We start from the raw sequence: 16589 nt of genomic DNA, 5'->3' as shown, positions 1-16589 counted from the left end.
ACCCGCGGAAGATGAACTTCAGCCCATCCACTTGCGAAGGTTCGTCTTTCGCGAAGCCTCCACCACCACCGGCAACTCGGCGTAGGTGTTCTTGCCGACCTGCTCCTGCCGGGCCCACAGCACGCCGAACCAGAAGCTGTCCGGCCCGAGCTCGTGCAGCAGTTCCCGGGCGACCACCGAGTCCTGGTGCGCACCGAGCACGTCCTGGAGCTCGGTCAGCTCGTTGACCAACTGTTTTCCGGGCTTACCGGCGCCCGGGGCGAACACCTCGACGGCATAGCGGGCGCGCTTGTAGGCCTTCCGGGCGTCGTGCAGCTCGTGATCTTCGCCGTCGGCAAGCGCCTGGTCGAGCAGGGCGTCGGCCTTGCTGAGACTCTTCGCGGCCCGCTTGATCGGCTGCCGCTCACCGGTGCCGGGGAGGCTGCTGAGCTGGTCGACCCGGTCGAGCAGGGCCAGGTATCGCTCGCTGTCCAAGGCCTCGACCAGCGCCGCCCGGCCCCGTTCGACCTGGCTGTCGAGATGCTGCCGGATGCGTTCACCAGCCTCGGCGAACTGCGGACCCGACCCGTCGACGCCGGCCAGCAGCTTGCCCTTCTGCACCTGGCCGTCGCGCACCTCACCGAGCCGGTCGGCGAGCCATTTCAGCTCGTCGCCGACTTCTTCGAAGCCGGGGAACGAGCGCTTGAAGGTCTTCAGGGTGCTGCGCAGGCGCCGGGTCGCGACACGCATCTTGTGTACGGACTCCGGGTCGCCCTGGCGCACACCCGGGTCGTACTCGGCGAGAGCGTCGCGCTGCTCCCGGGCGTACGTGAAGACCGGGCCCCGGACCTTTGGTTGTCCGACCGCCCCGGCGAGGCGCTCCTTGACCGCGCGGGCGACCTTGGACGGGCCCTCGGCCGGTCGGGCGCCCACCTTGAGCAGGCGCTTCTCGATGGTCTTCAGGATGGCCGGGTCGCCGTCGACCAACTCGACCTCGAGCTCCTGCCACCGCTGCTTCTTGCCGTCGGACTCCGCCGTCACCTGGTCCTGCGCGATCAACGCGAGCGTGCGGCCCCTGGCGTCCCGCAACGGCGTCTCGACGCGACGCGTGCGCAGGCGGGCGATCGGCTTCAGGCTCGCCCGCCGGCTGACCGCCCGCACCAGGCCGTGCAGCTCGGCCGGGACCGTGTCCTGGTCGCCGTTCTCGCTGCTTTCCAGCGGCATCCGGTGCTCGGTCCGGCTGTTACCGCTGCCCGGCGTCTTCAGATGCCACCCGGCGTCGTCGCCACCGGTGCGCCGTCGCAAGGTCAGCTTCTTGCGCATCAAGGAGAGATCGTCGGTGTCGAAGTAGGTGGCGTCGAGGTCGTGCGTCTGGGCGCCACTGACGTCGCGAATGCCGCCGGTACCCACCAACGAGGGCAATTCAAAGCCATCGGGGACGTCGTACTTACGCTCTGTCTCGTTGGCGATCTCCATGCGTTCATGGTGCCCGACCGGCGCGCTCATACACAGAGCAATCAATTGGCAGCTTCCGCACAGGTTCATCTCAGCCGGCGGTGGCACTCTTCTAGCTCACCTGTTGGCATTCACCTGTCGGCACTCACGTGTTGGCACTCACCTCTCGGCACTCACCACTCGGCACTTCGGCAGGAGGCACCTCATGGAGAAGCCCGACCGTCGCCCGCTTTCGCTGGCAGGTCTCGGCCTGATCAGTGCGGGAGCCGTGCTCGGCCTGGCCCTCGCGACCCCCGCGTCGGCCGCGCCGACGTCCGACCCCAAGCCACCCGCGTCACCCAGCGCTCCGGGACCGCAGGTAGAGCGCCCGTGAATAACTGGCCTGAGCGGCGCTGAAATACATCGTCGCCAGGCCGACGTGAAAGCTGTTGTCGGTGAGCGCGTTCTTCGAGTTGGCCGACCCCGCCCACCGGATCTCCGCATCCGAGGCGCTGATGCCGCGCCGCTCACAGCGCAGCCGGTTCATCTCCTTGCCGAGCTTCCACGTCTCCAGGGCGGCTTCGGCCTGATGCATCATCTTGTTCGCCAGCTCTTGGAGGGACTCCGCCAGCGTCCAGGCGGCACGCTCCTCCTCGTTGTTGAAGGTGGGCATAGTCCCAGTGTGCGAATGATGTAGGCATATGTCGATCTTTTTCAGCCTGGGGCATGAAAAGCCCCTTGTTCGTCAGTCCGCGTCAGCCGGGTCGGAGTCCGAGAGCAGACCCCGGCCGGTCATCCACAGGGATGGAATCCCGTGGTGACGACCGCGAAGGCGACGACATGCGCGCCACGAACTCGGTGGATCGGCCCGGACAGCAGCAGGAATGCCGTGAGAATCCCGGTCAGCGCCCATCGCACGGGATCGAGATAGCTCTCTCCGGCCAGGATTCGCCCGCTGTTCTTGTCGTCCGGGTGGGTGAACGAGGCGACAGTCCCGGCCCAGTCGTCCCTCTGCCATCGGCTGCGCGCGTTGCCCGGCCCCTGTAATGATAAATGTCAAAAAATAGGTGAAGCAGGCAGTTCAGCACGGTCGGAAGGCCATACCGCGCCCCTCGGCAGGTTGCCGACTGTGCGTCGGTAGCCTGCCGACGGCTGCGAGTGCCGCATCGACCGGTTGGCGGGCGTACCCCGGCTCCAAACCGTTTGGAGGGCGAGGTAAAACAGCTCTCGCAAGGCGCGTTTTACCAGGTGGATAGCGTTATCAGTCCCCGGCTGTCGGATTTAGAGCACGGCTTCCCTCGGCTTCGTCCTGGGCTAAAGCCCGTGTACGCCACGAGTTGGTCGAGGAATTCGACTCCGTTGTAAGCACTACCGATGGACCGGCCGCATCATTCTGACGGGCGTTTCATGTCCGGCGCAGTTGCTTCTGCCAGTCAGCGAATCGTCGGCGCAGGCCCTGAAGGTATTCCGGGTCGATGCGGTAAGGAGTGAATGCGGCGTCACTGATTTGATCAGCCGCTCCCAGCACGTCGGCGAAGGTTGCGCGATCGAAGCCGGGATCGGCGGCTTCGATCAGTCGAAGGAGTTGGTCGCCGGTGTAGCGGCCACTGGTGAGCACGGCATCGATGTCCAGAAAGTCGCGGGCGAGTGCCCGGCCGTAGAGTGCCGCCATCTTGTTACCGACGGCGTCGTCCGGGTGCAGAACGGGCCCGACGCTCAGCGTTACCGGTGGGTGGGCACGCCAGTCGGCGGCCAGTTCCACCTTCTGCGGATCCGTGTCTGGTTCGTCGGGCCGGGAGACCAATAGGCGGGCGAAGGTGTCCGCTCGGGCGTCGACGTGGACCGTGTATCCGTTGTCAGCCAGAGCCTGGATGACGAGATCGGCGGCGGCGGGGAAGTCTGCCCGGCGCTCCCAGTCGGTGAACAGATCGACGTCACCGCTCGGCCGATCACCCATCCCGTGCTCCCGAACGGCGTAGCCACCGGCGAGCGCGAGTCCGTAGTCGCCTCCGGCCACGCGAAGGGCGATCTCGGCCAGCTCGCGGTGACGGGGATCCATGTCGGCGACCTTACGCGGCAGAGATCTCCGGCCCGGTCGGCCGAAGCTCCGGGAAGCGCTGTTCCCACGCATGGCGTAGTTCCGGCGGGAGCCAGATCGACGGCCACAGCCTTGTCAGAACCGTCTGATCGAGAAACCTGTGGAGATCGTCGGGTTTGGTGCCCTCGATCAGGACCGTGCGGTAGAGATCGACGACACGGCCAGGGCTGTCGAGGTCATAGTTGGCGGCGCCGGACCAGTCGAGGTGCCGCGGCAAGGTCACTAAGCCCGTCGTCTGCCCGCGCAGCAGGCTGAGATCGTCCGCAACGACGATCGGTTTGGCGTATCGGCGCATCTCAGGCCACCTCCTCCCATCCATCGTCACACGGGACGGGTCCGCGGAGGTACCCGTCCCGTGGGGTACCGAGTCAGTTGGTGCGAGCCACCCCGACCGGGCAGGTCATGCCGTTCGGGCCGTGGTTGCAGTAGCCGTACGGGTTCTTGCTGTCGCTCAGGTACTGCTGGTGGTAGTCCTCGGCGTAGTAGTACGTCGCCAGCGGGCGGATCTCGGTGGTTATCGGGCCGCGGCCGGCCTTGGTCACGACCGGCTGGAAGGCTTCCAGCGACGACTTCGCCGTGGCCAGCTGGGCGTCGGTGGTGGTGTAGATCGCCGAGCGGTATTGGGTGCCCACGTCGTTGCCCTGGCGCATGCCCTGGGTCGGGTCGTGATTCTCCCAGAAGGCCTTGAGCAGGTCCTCGAAGGCGATCTTGGCGGGATCGTAGACGACCTGGACGACCTCGGTGTGGCCGGTGGAGCCGGAGCAGGTCTCCTCGTAGGTCGGGTTCTTCGTGAAGCCGCCGGAATAGCCGACCGAGGTCGAGTAGACCCCGGGCAGGCGCCAGAAGATCCGCTCGGCGCCCCAGAAACAGCCCATTCCGAAGACCGCGACCTCGAGGCCGGCGGGCCACGGGCCGGTCAGCGGGGTGCCGAGCACGGTGTGCCGGTCGGCGACCGGCATCGACAGCGGGCGGCCCGGGAGGGCCTTCTCGGGGGTGGGCAGTTCGAGCTTCTTGTGCCGCAGGAACACGGTCACTCCCTTCATCCACCGGGTGTAACACCGGAGGTCAGGGCATCCTTACCGGAGCCGATCCGCGATCTTGGCGGCGTAGTCGGTGGCCTCGGCGTCGTCGGCGTATCTGGTGCGGGGCCAGAAGAACCCGCGCAGGCCGTCGCCCTTCGTCCGCGGCACCACGTGGGTGTGCAGGTGGGGAACTGATTGCGACACGATGTTGTTTATGGCGACAAAGGTTCCGGTGGCTCCGAGCGCGGCCGGCACCGCGGCGCTGACCCGCTGCACGAGGGCGAAATAGTCGGGCAGCACCGAGGCGGGCAGCTCGGGCAGCGTCACCACGTGCTCGCGGGGCACGACCAGCACATGGCCCTTGAAGACGGGGCGGGTGTCGAGGAAGCCGACACCTGCGGGGGAGTCGATGACCTTGAAGGCGGGCACCGAACCCGCCACGATCGCACAGAACACGCAGTCCGCCACCCAGCGAGACTAGCCTTGCGCAACATGACGGCTAACAGCTATGGCTTCGACACCCTTGCCATCCATGCCGGCCAGGAGCCGGATCCGCGTACGGGCTCGGTGGTGCCTCCGATCTACCAGACGAGCACCTACGCCCAGGACGCCGTCGGCGCACCCCGGCTCGGCTACGAGTACTCCCGCTCCAGCAACCCGACACGCGACGCCCTCCAGGAGTGCCTGGCGGCGATCGAGGGCGGCCGGCGGGGCCTCGCCTTCGCGAGCGGTCTGGCCGCCGAGGACACCCTGCTGCGCGCCGTCTGCCGGCCCGGTGACCACGTGGTGATCCCCGGGGACGCGTACGGCGGCACCTTCCGCCTATTCTCCAAGGTCGCCGAGAACTGGGGGCTGGACTGGACCGCGGTCCCGCTCGACGATCTGGACGGGGTGCGGGCCGCGTTCCGTCCCGGTCACACCCGGATGATCTGGGCGGAGACCCCGACCAATCCGCTGCTCAACATCGCCGACATCCCGGCGCTGGCCGAGCTGGCGCACGAGTACGACGCGATGCTGACCGTGGACAACACGTTCGCCTCGCCGTACCTTCAGCAGCCGCTCGCGCTCGGCGCCGACGTGGTCGTGCACTCCACCACCAAATACCTGGGTGGACATTCCGACGTGGTCGGCGGCGCGCTCGTCGTCGCGAGCGACGACCTCGGCGACCAGCTCGCCTTCCATCAGAACGCGATGGGTGCGGTCAACGGGCCCTTCGACGCCTGGCTCACCCTGCGGGGCATCAAGACCCTGGGCGTACGGATGGAGCGGCACTGTGACAACGCGGAGCGGATCGTCGGATACCTGAGCGAGCACTCGGCCGTGGCGAGCGTGCTCTACCCGGGTCTCGAGACGCACCCGGGGCACGAGACGGCGGCGAAGCAGATGCAGCGCTTCGGCGGCATGGTGTCGTTCCGGGCCGCGGGCGGCCCGGAGGCGGCGATCGAGATCTGCAATCGGACGCGACTGTTCGTGTTGGCCGAGTCGCTCGGTGGAGTCGAATCGCTCATCGAGCACCCGGGTCAGATGACACACCTGTCCGCTGCGGGCTCACCGCTTGAAGTCCCCGCCGATCTCGTGCGACTGTCTGTCGGCATCGAGAGCGTTGACGATCTGCTCGCTGACCTGGAGCAGGCACTCGGCTGACCTTTTTTATGGAGCTGGTATGTCGGACGGCACGAGCTGGGCGGGCGCCACGGCGAAGCAGATCTCCCGGGGGGTGCGACGCGGAGACGTGTCCGCCGCCCAGGTTGTCGCCGACACGCTGGAGCAGATAGCGATCTCCGACCCGACGCTTGACGCGTTCCGGGTGGTTCGGGCCGGCGAGGCGCTCGCCGAGGCGGAAAAGGTCGACGACCAGGAAGATCTGGCGAACCTTCCGCTGGCCGGCGTGCCGGTCGCGGTCAAGGAGAACACCGCCGTGGCCGGCCTGCCCACCTGGGGCGGGTCGGCGGCGGCGCGCGGCCCGGTCGCCGAGGTCGACCACGAGGTGGTGCGCCGGCTGCGGGGCGCGGGCGCGGTCGTGGTCGGCGTGACCCGGATGCCCGAGATGGGGTTGTGGGCGGTCACCGACGACACCGACGTGCCGACCCGCAACCCGTGGGATCGCGACCGCACGCCGGGTGGCTCGTCGGGTGGTTCGGCCGCGGCCGTGGCGGCCGGTCTGGTGCCGATCGCGCACGGCAACGACGGGCTCGGCTCGATCCGCATCCCGGCGGCCTGCTGCGGGCTGGTCGGGCTGAAGCCGGGCAGCGGTGTGGTTCCCGCCGAGCTGGGCATCGACGGCTGGTTCGGCCTGGTGGAGAACGGCGTGCTGACCACCACGGTGGCCGACGCGGTGCTCGGCTTCTCGGTGCTTGCCGGTCGTGAGCCGGCGAAGCTCGTCGAGCCGCCCAGGCTGCGGGTGGGCATCTCGACGCGCTCGCCGGTGGTCGGCATCCAGCCCGACGAGCCGAACCGGCAGGCCGTCGTCACCGCGTCGAAACTGCTGGTGGAGGCCGGGCACGACACCGTCACCGCCGATCCGCGCTACCCGACCTCGCTGGGCCTGCGGGTGCTGGCCACCTGGTTCGCCTCGGCCTACCGCGAGTCGCAGCAGCTCGACGTGTCCAAACTGCAGCCGCGCACCCGCCGGCACATCCGGCTCGGCAAGCTGGCGTGGAAGGCCGGACTGGTCAAGCAGGCACACCGGGACGCGTGGCGGGCGGCGTCGATCAAGTTCTTCGCCGACCACGACGTCGACGTGCTGGTCACCCCGGCCCTGGCCGCCGCGCCGCCGCTCGCCGAGCAATACGCGAACGGCTCCTGGCGGCAGAACATGCAGGTCAGCATGCGGTACGCCCCGTACGCCGCGCCGTGGAACGTGGCCGGTCTCCCGGCTATCGTGGTCCCGGTGGGCATGCGCCCCGATGGTCTTCCGCTGGCCGTGCAGATCATCGGCCCGCCCGACTCGGAACTGCTGCTCCTCGCCATCGCCGGCCAGTTCGAGGTCCGCAACCCCTGGCAGCGTCACGCCTTCGGCTGACCGGGTGGCAGGATTCCTCTCATGGACCTGCTGTCACTCGCTGATGTTGAGGCAGCGCGCGAACTGCTCGCCGGGATCGCGACGAAGACCCCGCTCATCGAATCCCGCCCGATCTCCGAGATCACCGGAGCTCCGGTCTGGCTCAAATGCGAGAACCAGCAACGCGCCGGGTCGTACAAGGTGCGGGGGGCGTACACCCGGATCGCCCGGCTCTCCGAGGCCGAGCGCAAGCGCGGCGTCGTCGCCGCGAGCGCCGGCAACCACGCGCAGGGGGTGGCGCTCGCGGCCGGGTTGCTCGGCGCCAGCTCCACCGTCTTCATGCCGGAGGGCGCGCCGCTGCCGAAGGTCACTGCCACCCGGGGGTACGGCGCGGCCATCGAGTACGCGGGCACGACGGTCGACGACGCGCTCGAGGCGGCGAAGAACTTCGCGCTGGCGACCGGGGCGGTGCTGATCCATCCGTTCGACCACCCCGACGTCATCGCCGGGCAGGGCACGGTCGGCCTGGAGATCCTCGAGCAGCTGCCGGCGGCGGCCACGATCGTCACCGCGACCGGTGGCGGTGGCCTGGTCTCCGGTCTGGCGGTCGCGACCAAGGCGCTGCGGCCCGACATCCGGATCGTCGGGGTGCAGGCCAGCGGGGCCGCCGCCTATCCGCCGTCGCTGGCCGCGGGAGCGCCGGTGAAACTCGACAGGGGTGTCACGATCGCCGACGGCATCGCCGTCCTACGACCGGGTGATCTCACCTTCGCGCACGTCAGCAAGCTGGTCGACGAGATCGTCACGGTCACCGACGAGGACCTGTCGGCGGCGCTGCTGGTGCTTCTCGAACGGCACAAGATGGTGGTGGAGCCGGCCGGCGGGGCAGCGGTGGCGGCGCTGCTCACCGGCGCCTGCATGGTCGAGCCGGGGGCTCCGGTGGTGGCGATCCTGTCCGGCGGCAACATCGATCCGATGCTGCTGCTGCGGGTGATCGAGCACGGCCTGGCGGCGGCGGGGCGGTTCCTGCGACTGGCGGTGCATTGCGACGACCGGCCGGGGGCGTTGGCCCGGTTGCTCGGCGAGATCGCCGACCAGCGGGCGAACGTGGTGGACGTGTCGCACTCGCGGCACAGTCCGCGGCTCAGCTTCGGCGAGGCGGAGGTGGCCCTCTCGGTGGAGACCCGGGGGCCGGACCATTCCGCGGCGCTGATCAGCGCATTGCGCGGCGCCGGCTATCGGGTGGACCCGCTCAGCTACTGAGCGGGTCCGGCCCCACTTCTCAGCCTTCGAAAGCGCCGAACTTGACCACGGTGACCTTGATGTCGGCGCCGCTGGGGGCCGTGTAGGTCACGGTCTGACCGGTGCTGCTGCCGAGGATCGCCTTGCCGAGCGCCGACTCCGGGCTGTAGACCGTCAGGTCGGTCGTGGAGGCGATCTCCCGGGAGCCGAGCAGGAAGGTCTCGGTGTCGCTCTTGTCGTTGTCGAAGTAGATCGTCACGACCGAGCCGGGCTGCACCGAATCGGCCGCCTGCACCTCGCCGACCTCGGCGTTGCGCAGGAACTCCTTGAGGTATTGAATGCGGCCTTCCTGCTTTCCCTGCTCCTCGCGGGCGGCGTGGTAGCCACCGTTCTCCCGCAAGTCACCCTCCTCGCGGCGCGCGTTGATCTCCGCGGCGACCGCGGGCCGCGCGGCGATCAGCTCGTCAAGCTCGGCCTGCAGCCGGTCGTGAGCGTCCTGAGATAGCCAAGTCTTGGGCGCCTCTGAACTGGACACGGTCGATCTCCTTGCTGAAACGGGAAACGCTCAACATCACCAACGCTCACCTACACCGGTGCATGCTGAACGGAGCGAATCACCAAGCTTACCAGCGGTAGGCCAGGTGCCTTAATTGCTCAATCTTGCACTATTTCAACGGGACTCTCGATCTCGCACTATTTCCACGGGATCGCAGAGTCGTCGCTCATCCGGCCGGTTGGCAACGCAGCACATCACCGACGGAGGCCTTTTCGGAGGTGGTCACCGGCGTCTCCGTCTCGATCTCGCTCCGTCCCGCCGCGGCGCGCACCACGACCGTCTCGAGCCCCACCTGGTTGCCCTGATAGTCACGGGCGCGCAGGACACACTTGGCGGCACCCCCGGCCGGCACGCGGACCCGGAACTTGACGACCATCGTCGTCGCGGTCGGCTCCTGCCAGCCGACGATCTGGGCCTCGTAATCGGTCTGCCCGTAGCGCTGGTAGAGCTTGACGGAAACCAGCAGCGACGCGGCGACGACCAGAATCAGCACGAAGATCGGCAGCACCAGTTGGCGACGGCCCGCGCGCCTGCGTCCGTATCGTCCCGGCGGGAAGACCGGGTTTGTGGTGTGCGTCTCGCTCACCTGACGACCTCTCGTGCGTTTCTTGTCGGTGCGATCGGCCAGAATGGCAGAGTCCATCTTCGCAGCCGGCTCCGTCGGCGGAAGTTCAGGTGCGGCAGGGAGATCTCAGGTGACCGAGCAGATGCGTCTCATGGCGGTGCACGCCCACCCCGACGACGAGTCGAGCAAGGGCGCCGCCACCATGGCCAAATATGTGGCCGACGGCGTGAAAGTGCTGGTCGCAACGTGTACGGGTGGGGAGCGCGGCTCCGTGCTCAACCCGCAGATGGACCGTCCCGAGGTGCTGGCGGACATCACCAACATCAGGCGCGCCGAGATGGACCAGGCGCGCGAGATCCTCGGTGTCGACCAGGCCTGGCTCGGCTTCGTCGACTCCGGGCTGCCCGAGGGTGACCCGCTGCCGCCGCTGCCCGAGGGCTGCTTCGGCCTGCAGGACCCGGAAGAGGCGGCCAAGCCGCTGATCAAGCTGATCCGCGAGTTCCGCCCGCATGTCATGACGACGTACGACGAGAACGGCGGCTACCCGCACCCCGACCACATCATGTGCCACAAGGTGTCGGTGGTGGCCTTCGACGCCGCCGGCGACCCGGAGAAATACCCGGAGCTCGGCGAGCCGTGGCAGCCGCTGAAGCTCTACTACAACTCCGGCTGGACCCGCGCGCGGATGCTTGCCCTGCACGAGGGCATGCTGGCGGCCGGCCTCGAGTCGCCCTACACGGAGTGGCTGGAGAAGTGGTCCGACCGCGACGACCGGGGTGACAAGATCACCACGCGGATCGAGTGCGGGGATTACTTCAGCGTTCGGGACGACGCGCTGCGCGCCCACGCCACCCAGGTCGACCCCGACGGCTTCTGGTTCCGCATTCCGCTGGAGCTCCAGCGGAAGGTGTGGCCGACCGAGGACTTCGAGCTGGCCCGTTCGCTGGTCGACAGCCCGATCCCGGAGTCCGACCTCTTCGCGGGCATCCACGAGTCGGCAGTACGATCCGAGGTGTGAACGACTTCGCGGTCAACAACTTCGGCGACACCCGGTCCGGCGGTCTGGCCGGGCCGATGGGCCTGTTCGTGATCGTGCTGCTGGTCATAGCAACTGTGCTGCTGATCCGCAATATGAACAAGCGCTTGCGTCGGCTTCCCGACAGTTTCCCCGACGCTCAGCAGACGCAGCGTGAAGCTGAGATCGCGCGCCTGAATGCCGACCTCGAGCACTCCGACGAGGGAAAGCCCGCGCCGAAGGTCGACCAGGATCGATCGCGGGCTACTGCCGCCGCTACGGAACACGAGGTCAAGGGCATTACTACGGATAGTGATGCCCTTGACCCCGAAGGCGATCAGGGTCGCGTTTAACCACGTCGCAGCGTATTTATCGGCGTGAGTGAAAACCACGCTCCGTATTGGTCTGACCAAAGGCGACCACGGGTCGTGCGTCAACCCTTGTTGTGTTCATCGGGATTGATTTAGCCTTCCGCCGGGGGTCCCAACGACCCCTGACCCGGCGCGGAAGGGGGCGCTCGAAATGACCATTCCCCGCCCTTCGCTTTCGCCCCTGCAGATGCACGTGCATCCGCTCGTGCCGCTCGTGAACTGGGACAACTCGTGACGGCCCCACCGGTCGCCCGGACCGGCGGTCGTCGATCGTGGATCGACGCCGCGGGTCTCGCGGGCCGTTCCCGAGGGGTCCGATCGCTCACCGCCGCGGTCGTTCTGCTGGCCCTTCTGGTGGCCTTCGCGGGTGTTCTGTTGCCCGTGTCACGTCCCAACGAAGGTCCACTCTCGGTAACGGCCGGGGTTGCTCTGGCCGCGATTCTCGTGCTGGCCGGTCAACTCGCCCGGCTCCGGTTCCGGCTCGGCCGTGGCGTCGTCTCGGTCTCCTGGGGCGAGGCCGCGTTCATCATCGGCTTCGTGGTGGCTCCGCCCGGCTGGTTGCCGCTGGCCACCCTGGCCGGCGCCGTCGGGGCCTGGGCGCTGCTGTCGTGGCTGGACGAACACCGCAACATCGCCGAGGTCGCGCACCTCGCCGCCTCGCTGTCGCTGGGCGCGGCCGGCGCCGCCACGGTGGCTCGGCTGATCGCCGGTGACTCGCCGGTGCTCAGCGTGCGCACGCAAGGCGCCCTGGTCACCGGCGCCCTCGTCTATCTGCTGATCACGTTCGGCCTCGCGGCCCTCACCCTGACGTTGCACCGGGACGCGGCGACCGGCCAGATCCTCGCCCGCATCCCGTACGCCAAGATCCCGATGTTCGTCGGCAACGTGCTCGTCGGTCTCGGTGCGGTGTTCGCGCTCATGCGCGGGCCGGCCTGGCTGCTGGCGTTCGGCCCCGGACTCTGGCTGCTCCAGCGCACCTACCGCTTCCACCTGCGCGCCGAGGAGGAGCGCCGGATGTGGGAGGCCTTCGCGGCGGCCACCTCGACCCTGCCCGGCGGCACCGAGCGGGAGGTGGCGACGGCCGGATTGCGGGGCGCCCTCGACGTCTTCGGCGCCCGCCGGGTGGAGATCGAGGTGCGCAACCCCGAGGGCGAGCACCGCTACGCCCAGGACGGTCCCGGCCAGGACAACGTGCTCGCCGGCCTGCCCGGACCGGCGATCACCCGCTCGATGTCGGTCGGCAGCGAGATCGTCGGCGAGTTGACCGTCTGGCTGGCCGCCCCGACCCTGCCGGCGCCCCGGGACGAGGCCGCCATCTCCGCCTACGGCGACGCACTCGCGGCCGCGCTGCATGATGCGTCGGGCCAGGTGCAGGTCGCTGAGCTGCGCGAACAGGCCACCTACAACTTCGCCCACGACCAGCTCACCGGCGTACGCAACCGGGCCAGCCTGCTCGCCGACGGCGACCAGGTGATGCGCTCGCTCGAGCGCGATCGGCACGTCGCCCTGCTGCTGCTCGACGTGAACGGGTTCCGCGAGGTCAACGGCACGCTCGGCCACCGGTGCGGCGACGAGGTGCTGGCCCTGATCGCCGAGCGGCTCGGCGAGTTGTGCCGCGAGTCGGAGCTGGTCGCGCGCACCGGGGACGACGAGTTCGCGCTCGTCATCCCGGCCATCACCGCGCTCACCGACTCGGCCACCCCGCTGCGCGAGACGCCGACACCACTGCCGATGGCGGTTCGGCGTGCCCGCGAGCTCGTCGACTTGATCGGTCAGCCGATGGAGGTCGCCGGCGTACGCCTCGCGGTGGAGATCGCCGTGGGGGTGGCCGTCGCGCGGGCCGGCCGGGTCGAGTTCACCGAGCTGGTACGCCGCGCGTCGCTCGCCCTCGACCAGGCCAAGCGGCAGGAGATGGCGGTTGCCACCTACGACACCAGCCAGGACGTCCTGACCACCGACGAGCTGGCTCTGCTGGCCGAGCTGCAGGACGCGCTCGCCGCCGACGACCAGATCGTGCTGCACCTGCAGCCCGCGGTCGACCTCGAGACGGCCGCTCCGACCGGGGTGGAGGCCTTGGTCCGCTGGCGGCATCCGCGTCGCGGCCAGTTGTCCCCGAACGAGTTCATCCGCACCGTCGAGCACACCGAGCTGCTGACCCCGTTCACCCACCGGGTGCTCGACCTGGCGCTGTCCGCGGCCGGCTCGTGGAACTCGGCCGGGGTGGACGTCCCGGTCTCGGTGAACGTGTCGGCCCGCAGCCTGCTCGACCCCGGTTTCCCGGCCCAGGTCGCGGACGCCCTGCGCCGTCACCGCGCGCCCGCCGCCCGTCTGGTCCTCGAGATCACCGAGTCGGTGGCGGTGAGTGAGCAGGCCATCGTCGACGACGTCCTGGCCGAGCTGCGCAACGCCGGCGTGCAACTGTCCCTCGACGACTTCGGCACTGGTTACTCCTCCCTGTCGATAGTTACGAGGGCGCCGGTCCACGAGATCAAGATCGACCGGTCTTTCGTGGACGACATGATCGATTCGGCCGCCGCCGAGGCCGTCGTGCGTGGGGCCGTGGAGCTGGGCGCCCGTCTCGGCGTGCGAGTGGTGGCCGAGGGTGTCGAGACGACCGAGCAGCGAGCGGCCCTGATCGAGCTGGGTTGCCCGTCGGCCCAGGGTTACCACTTCTGCAAGCCGATGCCGGCCGACCGCATCGTCCAGGCCCTGACCCAGCTGGCCGAGGCGGCGCCGAACAACATTCGCCCGCTGCGCGCCGACGACGCCTCCTGAGGCATCGACGTTCGTAAGATCCAGTAGCGGTCTTCCGGAATTCGCGGGGTGACTCCTACGGTCGAAGGCATGACCGAATCCACGCCCCAGCGGCGGATCACCGACCCCCGCGTGCTCGGTGGCCTGGCCCAGCCGATCCGGCAGCGGCTCTACCGGCTGCTGCTCCAGTTCGGCCCGGCCACCGGCGGAACTCTGGCGAGACAACTCGACGCCGACCCCGGCCAGGTCAGCTACCACCTGCGTGAACTGGCCCGGCACGGCTTCGTCGAGGACGTCCCCGAACTGGCCCGCGACCGGCGGGAACGCTGGTGGCAAGCGGTCCCCACGTCGACCAGCTGGTCGTTCCTCGACTTCACCGAACCCGAGGCGCGAGCGGTCGCCGAACACGCCAAGGCGCAGATGGTGATCGACGAGTTCGAACGGCTCCGTCGCTTCGAGCAGGGTCGGGACTCGTGGAGCGAGGACTGGCAGCGGGCGGTGATGAGCAGCGACACGTTCCTGCGGCTCACCCCGGCCGAGCTGGCCGAGCTGGCCGGCGAACTGCTCGAAGTGGTCAGCCGCTGGTCGGACGCCGCCCGAGGACGGCCGATCGAGGGCGATCGGCAGTCGGTGACCGTGTTCTTCCACGCGTTTCCGGAGCGATGAGCGCGCTCTACCGGCGGTACGTCGCCGGGCAGGCGGTGTCCATCCTCGGCGACCAGGTCTGGTACGTGGCGCTCTCCTGGTCGGCCGTGCGGATAGCCTCCCCCTCGGCGGCGGGCGCGATCTTGGCCGTCTCGGCGGTGCCGCGACTCGCGTTCCTGCTGTTCGGCGGTGCGATCGTGGACCGGCACGACAGCCGGCGCCTGATGATCGGCAGCGACCTGCTGCGATGTGTCGTGGCACTGGCGGCGGCGGCCGTCGCCGGCTGGGGACCGAGCATCGCGCTGCTCGTCGCGGTGGCGCTCGTCTTCGGCGCGGCCGACGCGATCTTCCTGCCCGCCGCGGCGACCGTGCCACCGCGCCTCCTGCCGCCCGCACAGCTCAGCCGGGGCGCCGCGATCAACTCGCTGGCCGCCCGGCTGGCCCTCACCCTCGGCGCGCCGCTCGGCGGGGTGCTGGTCGCGGTGGGCGGCCTGCCGGTCGCCTGCGTGGTCAACGCGGCCACCTTCCTCCTGTCGGTGCTGGCCCTGCGCGGCCTGCCGCCGATGCGCACCGCCCGGCCGGTGCGCGAACCGGTCACCGGAGCACTCCGGTCCGGGTTGCGCTACCTGCGCCGACACCGTCTCCTGCGTACGATCCTGATGGTCTCGCTGTTGACGAACCTCGGCTTCGTGGGGCCGATGAACATCGGGTTGGCCCTGGTCAGCGACGAGCGAGGGTGGGGATCGGCGGGAATCGGCGTGCTGCTGGCCGGCTTCGGCGGTGGTGCGGTGGTGGCGTCGCTCGCCATGGTCCGGGTGCGATGGCGCGGCCGGGTCGGAGTCGCGATGGCGGCCGGCATCGCCGTGCAGGGTGCGGCCGTGTCCGCCGTCGCGGTTGCCGGCCAGCAGTGGGCCGCGGTCTCGGCAACCGTCGTCGTGGGCCTGACCAGCGGCCTCGTCGCGGTGCTGACCAGTGCCCTCACCCAGGCCCGCACCGACGACGCGTTCCGCGGACGGGTCGGCAGCGTGAGCTCGTTCGCCAACCTCGGCATCACCCCGATCGCGATGGCGGTGATGGGCGTGGCCGCCGACCGATTCGGCACGACCCCCGCCTTCGCCGGGAGCGCCGCCCTCGAACTGGCCGCCGCCGCGCTCTGCCTGGCCGTCGCCGACCTTCGAAACGCCCGCCTGCCCCAGAGTTGACCTGTGCCCGCTGTACGAGATCAGCGGGGGAGCGGACCACTGGGTGGTCGGACAGCGAGCACGGCGGGAACGGAACGGCGCAGCAGGCCCGGAACGGCACTAGGCTGACGCAAGTGCTGCACTCCTAATCGTAGGGATTGAAGATTGGGAGCGCGAAATCAGTCGCGCTCGAGCTGATCCCGAAGTTCGTGGAGTGGTCGGCCGCTGGCTACATGGACGTAGATCCAGCCGTTGATCGTGGTGCCGGTCTGCTCGGCGAGCGCCCGCGAGGGAGTTGCGAATTGGCAGCCGTCCGGCAGCTTCAACCAGCCGCCGCTGGTGACGGTCACCTCGTGAACCATTCGTCGTCTCGGTTGTTCGTGTCGCAGGGAGTCGCCCGCGGTAATGAGGCCGGCATCGAGCAGAGGCCGGAGTGCGCCGGGCCGCTGCCTCCTGGGACGGGTGGCCCCGTCCTGCGGCTCGATCGACTCTCCGCTGAGGAGAAGTCGACGCAACACATCGTTCGGAGTGTCGATCAGAGGTTCGCAGTGCTGCTGCAAGAAGGCGAACACTTCCTCATCGACCTCGATGGTCCGGTGGGTCATCGGGCACCCTTAATGTCTCCCAATCTCTGACCTGCTCAGACTATAAAAAGATTGAGAGACGAGGACTATCGCTCGGTGCCGCGAGGCGGCGGCCACGGCATGCGCACGATCGCGTGAGAGG

The 16589-nt window shown here is 69.0% G+C and carries 17 protein-coding genes; 8 read left to right on the top strand and 9 right to left on the bottom strand.

Annotation, left to right across the window (positions count from 1 at the left end; genetic code table 11):
- Positions 1-18 precede the first annotated feature (18 nt).
- The 6 genes from Afe05nite_RS08445 to Afe05nite_RS08420 form a co-directional block, all read right to left on the bottom strand.
- Complete coding sequence (locus tag Afe05nite_RS08445; protein ID WP_203816421.1) at positions 19-1455, bottom strand: CYTH and CHAD domain-containing protein; 1437 nt, start codon at positions 1453-1455, stop codon at positions 19-21.
- Between the two features lie 313 nt (positions 1456-1768).
- The gene (locus tag Afe05nite_RS08440; protein WP_203816420.1) at positions 1769-2086 is read right to left on the bottom strand and encodes a hypothetical protein; all 318 of its coding nucleotides are present in this window, start codon (positions 2084-2086) and stop codon (positions 1769-1771) included.
- A 732-nt stretch (positions 2087-2818) separates the two neighbouring features.
- Complete coding sequence (locus Afe05nite_RS08435; RefSeq protein ID WP_203816419.1) at positions 2819-3472, bottom strand: nucleotidyl transferase AbiEii/AbiGii toxin family protein; 654 nt, start codon at positions 3470-3472, stop codon at positions 2819-2821.
- Positions 3473-3482: 10 nt separating this feature from the next.
- On the bottom strand, positions 3483-3806 hold the full coding sequence (locus tag Afe05nite_RS08430; protein ID WP_239117652.1) for a hypothetical protein: 324 nt from the start codon (positions 3804-3806) through the stop codon (positions 3483-3485).
- A gap of 73 nt (positions 3807-3879) precedes the next feature.
- The gene (gene msrA, locus Afe05nite_RS08425) at positions 3880-4539 is read right to left on the bottom strand and encodes a peptide-methionine (S)-S-oxide reductase MsrA (RefSeq protein ID WP_203816621.1); all 660 of its coding nucleotides are present in this window, start codon (positions 4537-4539) and stop codon (positions 3880-3882) included.
- A 48-nt stretch (positions 4540-4587) separates the two neighbouring features.
- Positions 4588-5001 (bottom strand): HIT family protein, encoded by a 414-nt coding sequence (locus Afe05nite_RS08420; protein ID WP_203816418.1) that lies wholly within the window; start codon positions 4999-5001, stop codon positions 4588-4590.
- A 24-nt stretch (positions 5002-5025) separates the two neighbouring features.
- On the opposite strand from Afe05nite_RS08420, the gene Afe05nite_RS08415 reads away from it, so the two are divergent.
- The 3 genes from Afe05nite_RS08415 to ilvA are packed head-to-tail and all read left to right on the top strand — an operon-like array spanning position 5026 to position 8797.
- On the top strand, positions 5026-6177 hold the full coding sequence (locus Afe05nite_RS08415; protein WP_203816417.1) for a cystathionine gamma-synthase: 1152 nt from the start codon (positions 5026-5028) through the stop codon (positions 6175-6177).
- A gap of 19 nt (positions 6178-6196) precedes the next feature.
- Positions 6197-7555, top strand: coding sequence for an amidase (locus tag Afe05nite_RS08410; RefSeq protein WP_203816416.1), 1359 nt, complete (start codon positions 6197-6199; stop codon positions 7553-7555).
- A gap of 21 nt (positions 7556-7576) precedes the next feature.
- Positions 7577-8797 carry a threonine ammonia-lyase gene (gene ilvA, locus Afe05nite_RS08405; protein ID WP_203816415.1) on the top strand — a complete coding sequence of 407 codons (1221 nt, stop codon included), beginning with the start codon at positions 7577-7579 and terminating at the stop codon, positions 8795-8797.
- A 19-nt stretch (positions 8798-8816) separates the two neighbouring features.
- Here ilvA and greA read toward each other — a convergent pair whose 3' ends face one another.
- Entirely contained in the window at positions 8817-9311 is a 495-nt protein-coding gene (greA, locus tag Afe05nite_RS08400; RefSeq protein WP_203816414.1) for a transcription elongation factor GreA, read from the bottom strand.
- A 187-nt stretch (positions 9312-9498) separates the two neighbouring features.
- Positions 9499-9918 (bottom strand): DUF4307 domain-containing protein, encoded by a 420-nt coding sequence (locus tag Afe05nite_RS08395; protein ID WP_239117651.1) that lies wholly within the window; start codon positions 9916-9918, stop codon positions 9499-9501.
- Between the two features lie 109 nt (positions 9919-10027).
- Between Afe05nite_RS08395 and mca the strand changes: the two genes are divergently transcribed.
- The 5 genes from mca (at position 10028) to Afe05nite_RS08370 (ending at position 15884) form a co-directional block, all read left to right on the top strand.
- Positions 10028-10915, top strand: a complete 888-nt coding sequence (mca, locus tag Afe05nite_RS08390) for a mycothiol conjugate amidase Mca (RefSeq protein ID WP_203816412.1) — start codon at positions 10028-10030, stop codon at positions 10913-10915.
- A gap of 56 nt (positions 10916-10971) precedes the next feature.
- On the top strand, positions 10972-11265 hold the full coding sequence (locus Afe05nite_RS08385; protein WP_239117677.1) for a hypothetical protein: 294 nt from the start codon (positions 10972-10974) through the stop codon (positions 11263-11265).
- A gap of 249 nt (positions 11266-11514) precedes the next feature.
- Positions 11515-14058 carry a putative bifunctional diguanylate cyclase/phosphodiesterase gene (locus Afe05nite_RS08380; protein ID WP_438867803.1) on the top strand — a complete coding sequence of 848 codons (2544 nt, stop codon included), beginning with the start codon at positions 11515-11517 and terminating at the stop codon, positions 14056-14058.
- A gap of 69 nt (positions 14059-14127) precedes the next feature.
- The gene (locus tag Afe05nite_RS08375) at positions 14128-14703 is read left to right on the top strand and encodes a winged helix-turn-helix domain-containing protein (RefSeq protein WP_203816410.1); all 576 of its coding nucleotides are present in this window, start codon (positions 14128-14130) and stop codon (positions 14701-14703) included.
- Positions 14700-15884, top strand: coding sequence for an MFS transporter (locus Afe05nite_RS08370; RefSeq protein ID WP_203816409.1), 1185 nt, complete (start codon positions 14700-14702; stop codon positions 15882-15884). Before Afe05nite_RS08375 ends, Afe05nite_RS08370 begins: the two co-directional genes overlap by 4 nt.
- Before the next feature lie 158 nt (positions 15885-16042).
- On the opposite strand, the gene Afe05nite_RS08365 is transcribed toward Afe05nite_RS08370, so the two are convergent.
- Positions 16043-16468: a restriction system modified-DNA reader domain-containing protein gene (locus tag Afe05nite_RS08365; protein ID WP_203816408.1), complete on the bottom strand. Its 426-nt coding sequence runs from the start codon at positions 16466-16468 to the stop codon at positions 16043-16045.
- Between the last annotated feature and the right edge of the window lie 121 nt (positions 16469-16589).

Origin of the sequence: Paractinoplanes ferrugineus (genome assembly GCF_016862195.1) — a bacterium.
In the GTDB taxonomy this organism is placed as follows: domain Bacteria; phylum Actinomycetota; class Actinomycetes; order Mycobacteriales; family Micromonosporaceae; genus Actinoplanes; species Actinoplanes ferrugineus.
Note: the sequence above shows the minus strand (reverse complement) of the source record. Positions and strands in the feature narration are given on the sequence as shown.

What these genes read in the sequence shown, in the direction of transcription:
- Afe05nite_RS08430 (WP_239117652.1), bottom strand. Translation starts at nt 3,806, where the DNA reads ATGCGCCGATACGCCAAACCGATCGTCGTTGCGGACGATCTCAGCCTG.
- Afe05nite_RS08375 (WP_203816410.1), top strand. Translation starts at nt 14,128, where the DNA reads ATGACCGAATCCACGCCCCAGCGGCGGATCACCGACCCCCGCGTGCTC.
- Afe05nite_RS08445 (WP_203816421.1), bottom strand. Translation starts at nt 1,455, where the DNA reads ATGGAGATCGCCAACGAGACAGAGCGTAAGTACGACGTCCCCGATGGC.
- Afe05nite_RS08410 (WP_203816416.1), top strand. Translation starts at nt 6,197, where the DNA reads ATGTCGGACGGCACGAGCTGGGCGGGCGCCACGGCGAAGCAGATCTCC.
- ilvA (WP_203816415.1), top strand. Translation starts at nt 7,577, where the DNA reads ATGGACCTGCTGTCACTCGCTGATGTTGAGGCAGCGCGCGAACTGCTC.
- Afe05nite_RS08365 (WP_203816408.1), bottom strand. Translation starts at nt 16,468, where the DNA reads ATGACCCACCGGACCATCGAGGTCGATGAGGAAGTGTTCGCCTTCTTG.
- Afe05nite_RS08435 (WP_203816419.1), bottom strand. Translation starts at nt 3,472, where the DNA reads ATGGATCCCCGTCACCGCGAGCTGGCCGAGATCGCCCTTCGCGTGGCC.
- Afe05nite_RS08415 (WP_203816417.1), top strand. Translation starts at nt 5,026, where the DNA reads ATGACGGCTAACAGCTATGGCTTCGACACCCTTGCCATCCATGCCGGC.
- Afe05nite_RS08385 (WP_239117677.1), top strand. Translation starts at nt 10,972, where the DNA reads ATGGGCCTGTTCGTGATCGTGCTGCTGGTCATAGCAACTGTGCTGCTG.
- Afe05nite_RS08440 (WP_203816420.1), bottom strand. Translation starts at nt 2,086, where the DNA reads ATGCCCACCTTCAACAACGAGGAGGAGCGTGCCGCCTGGACGCTGGCG.
- Afe05nite_RS08370 (WP_203816409.1), top strand. Translation starts at nt 14,700, where the DNA reads ATGAGCGCGCTCTACCGGCGGTACGTCGCCGGGCAGGCGGTGTCCATC.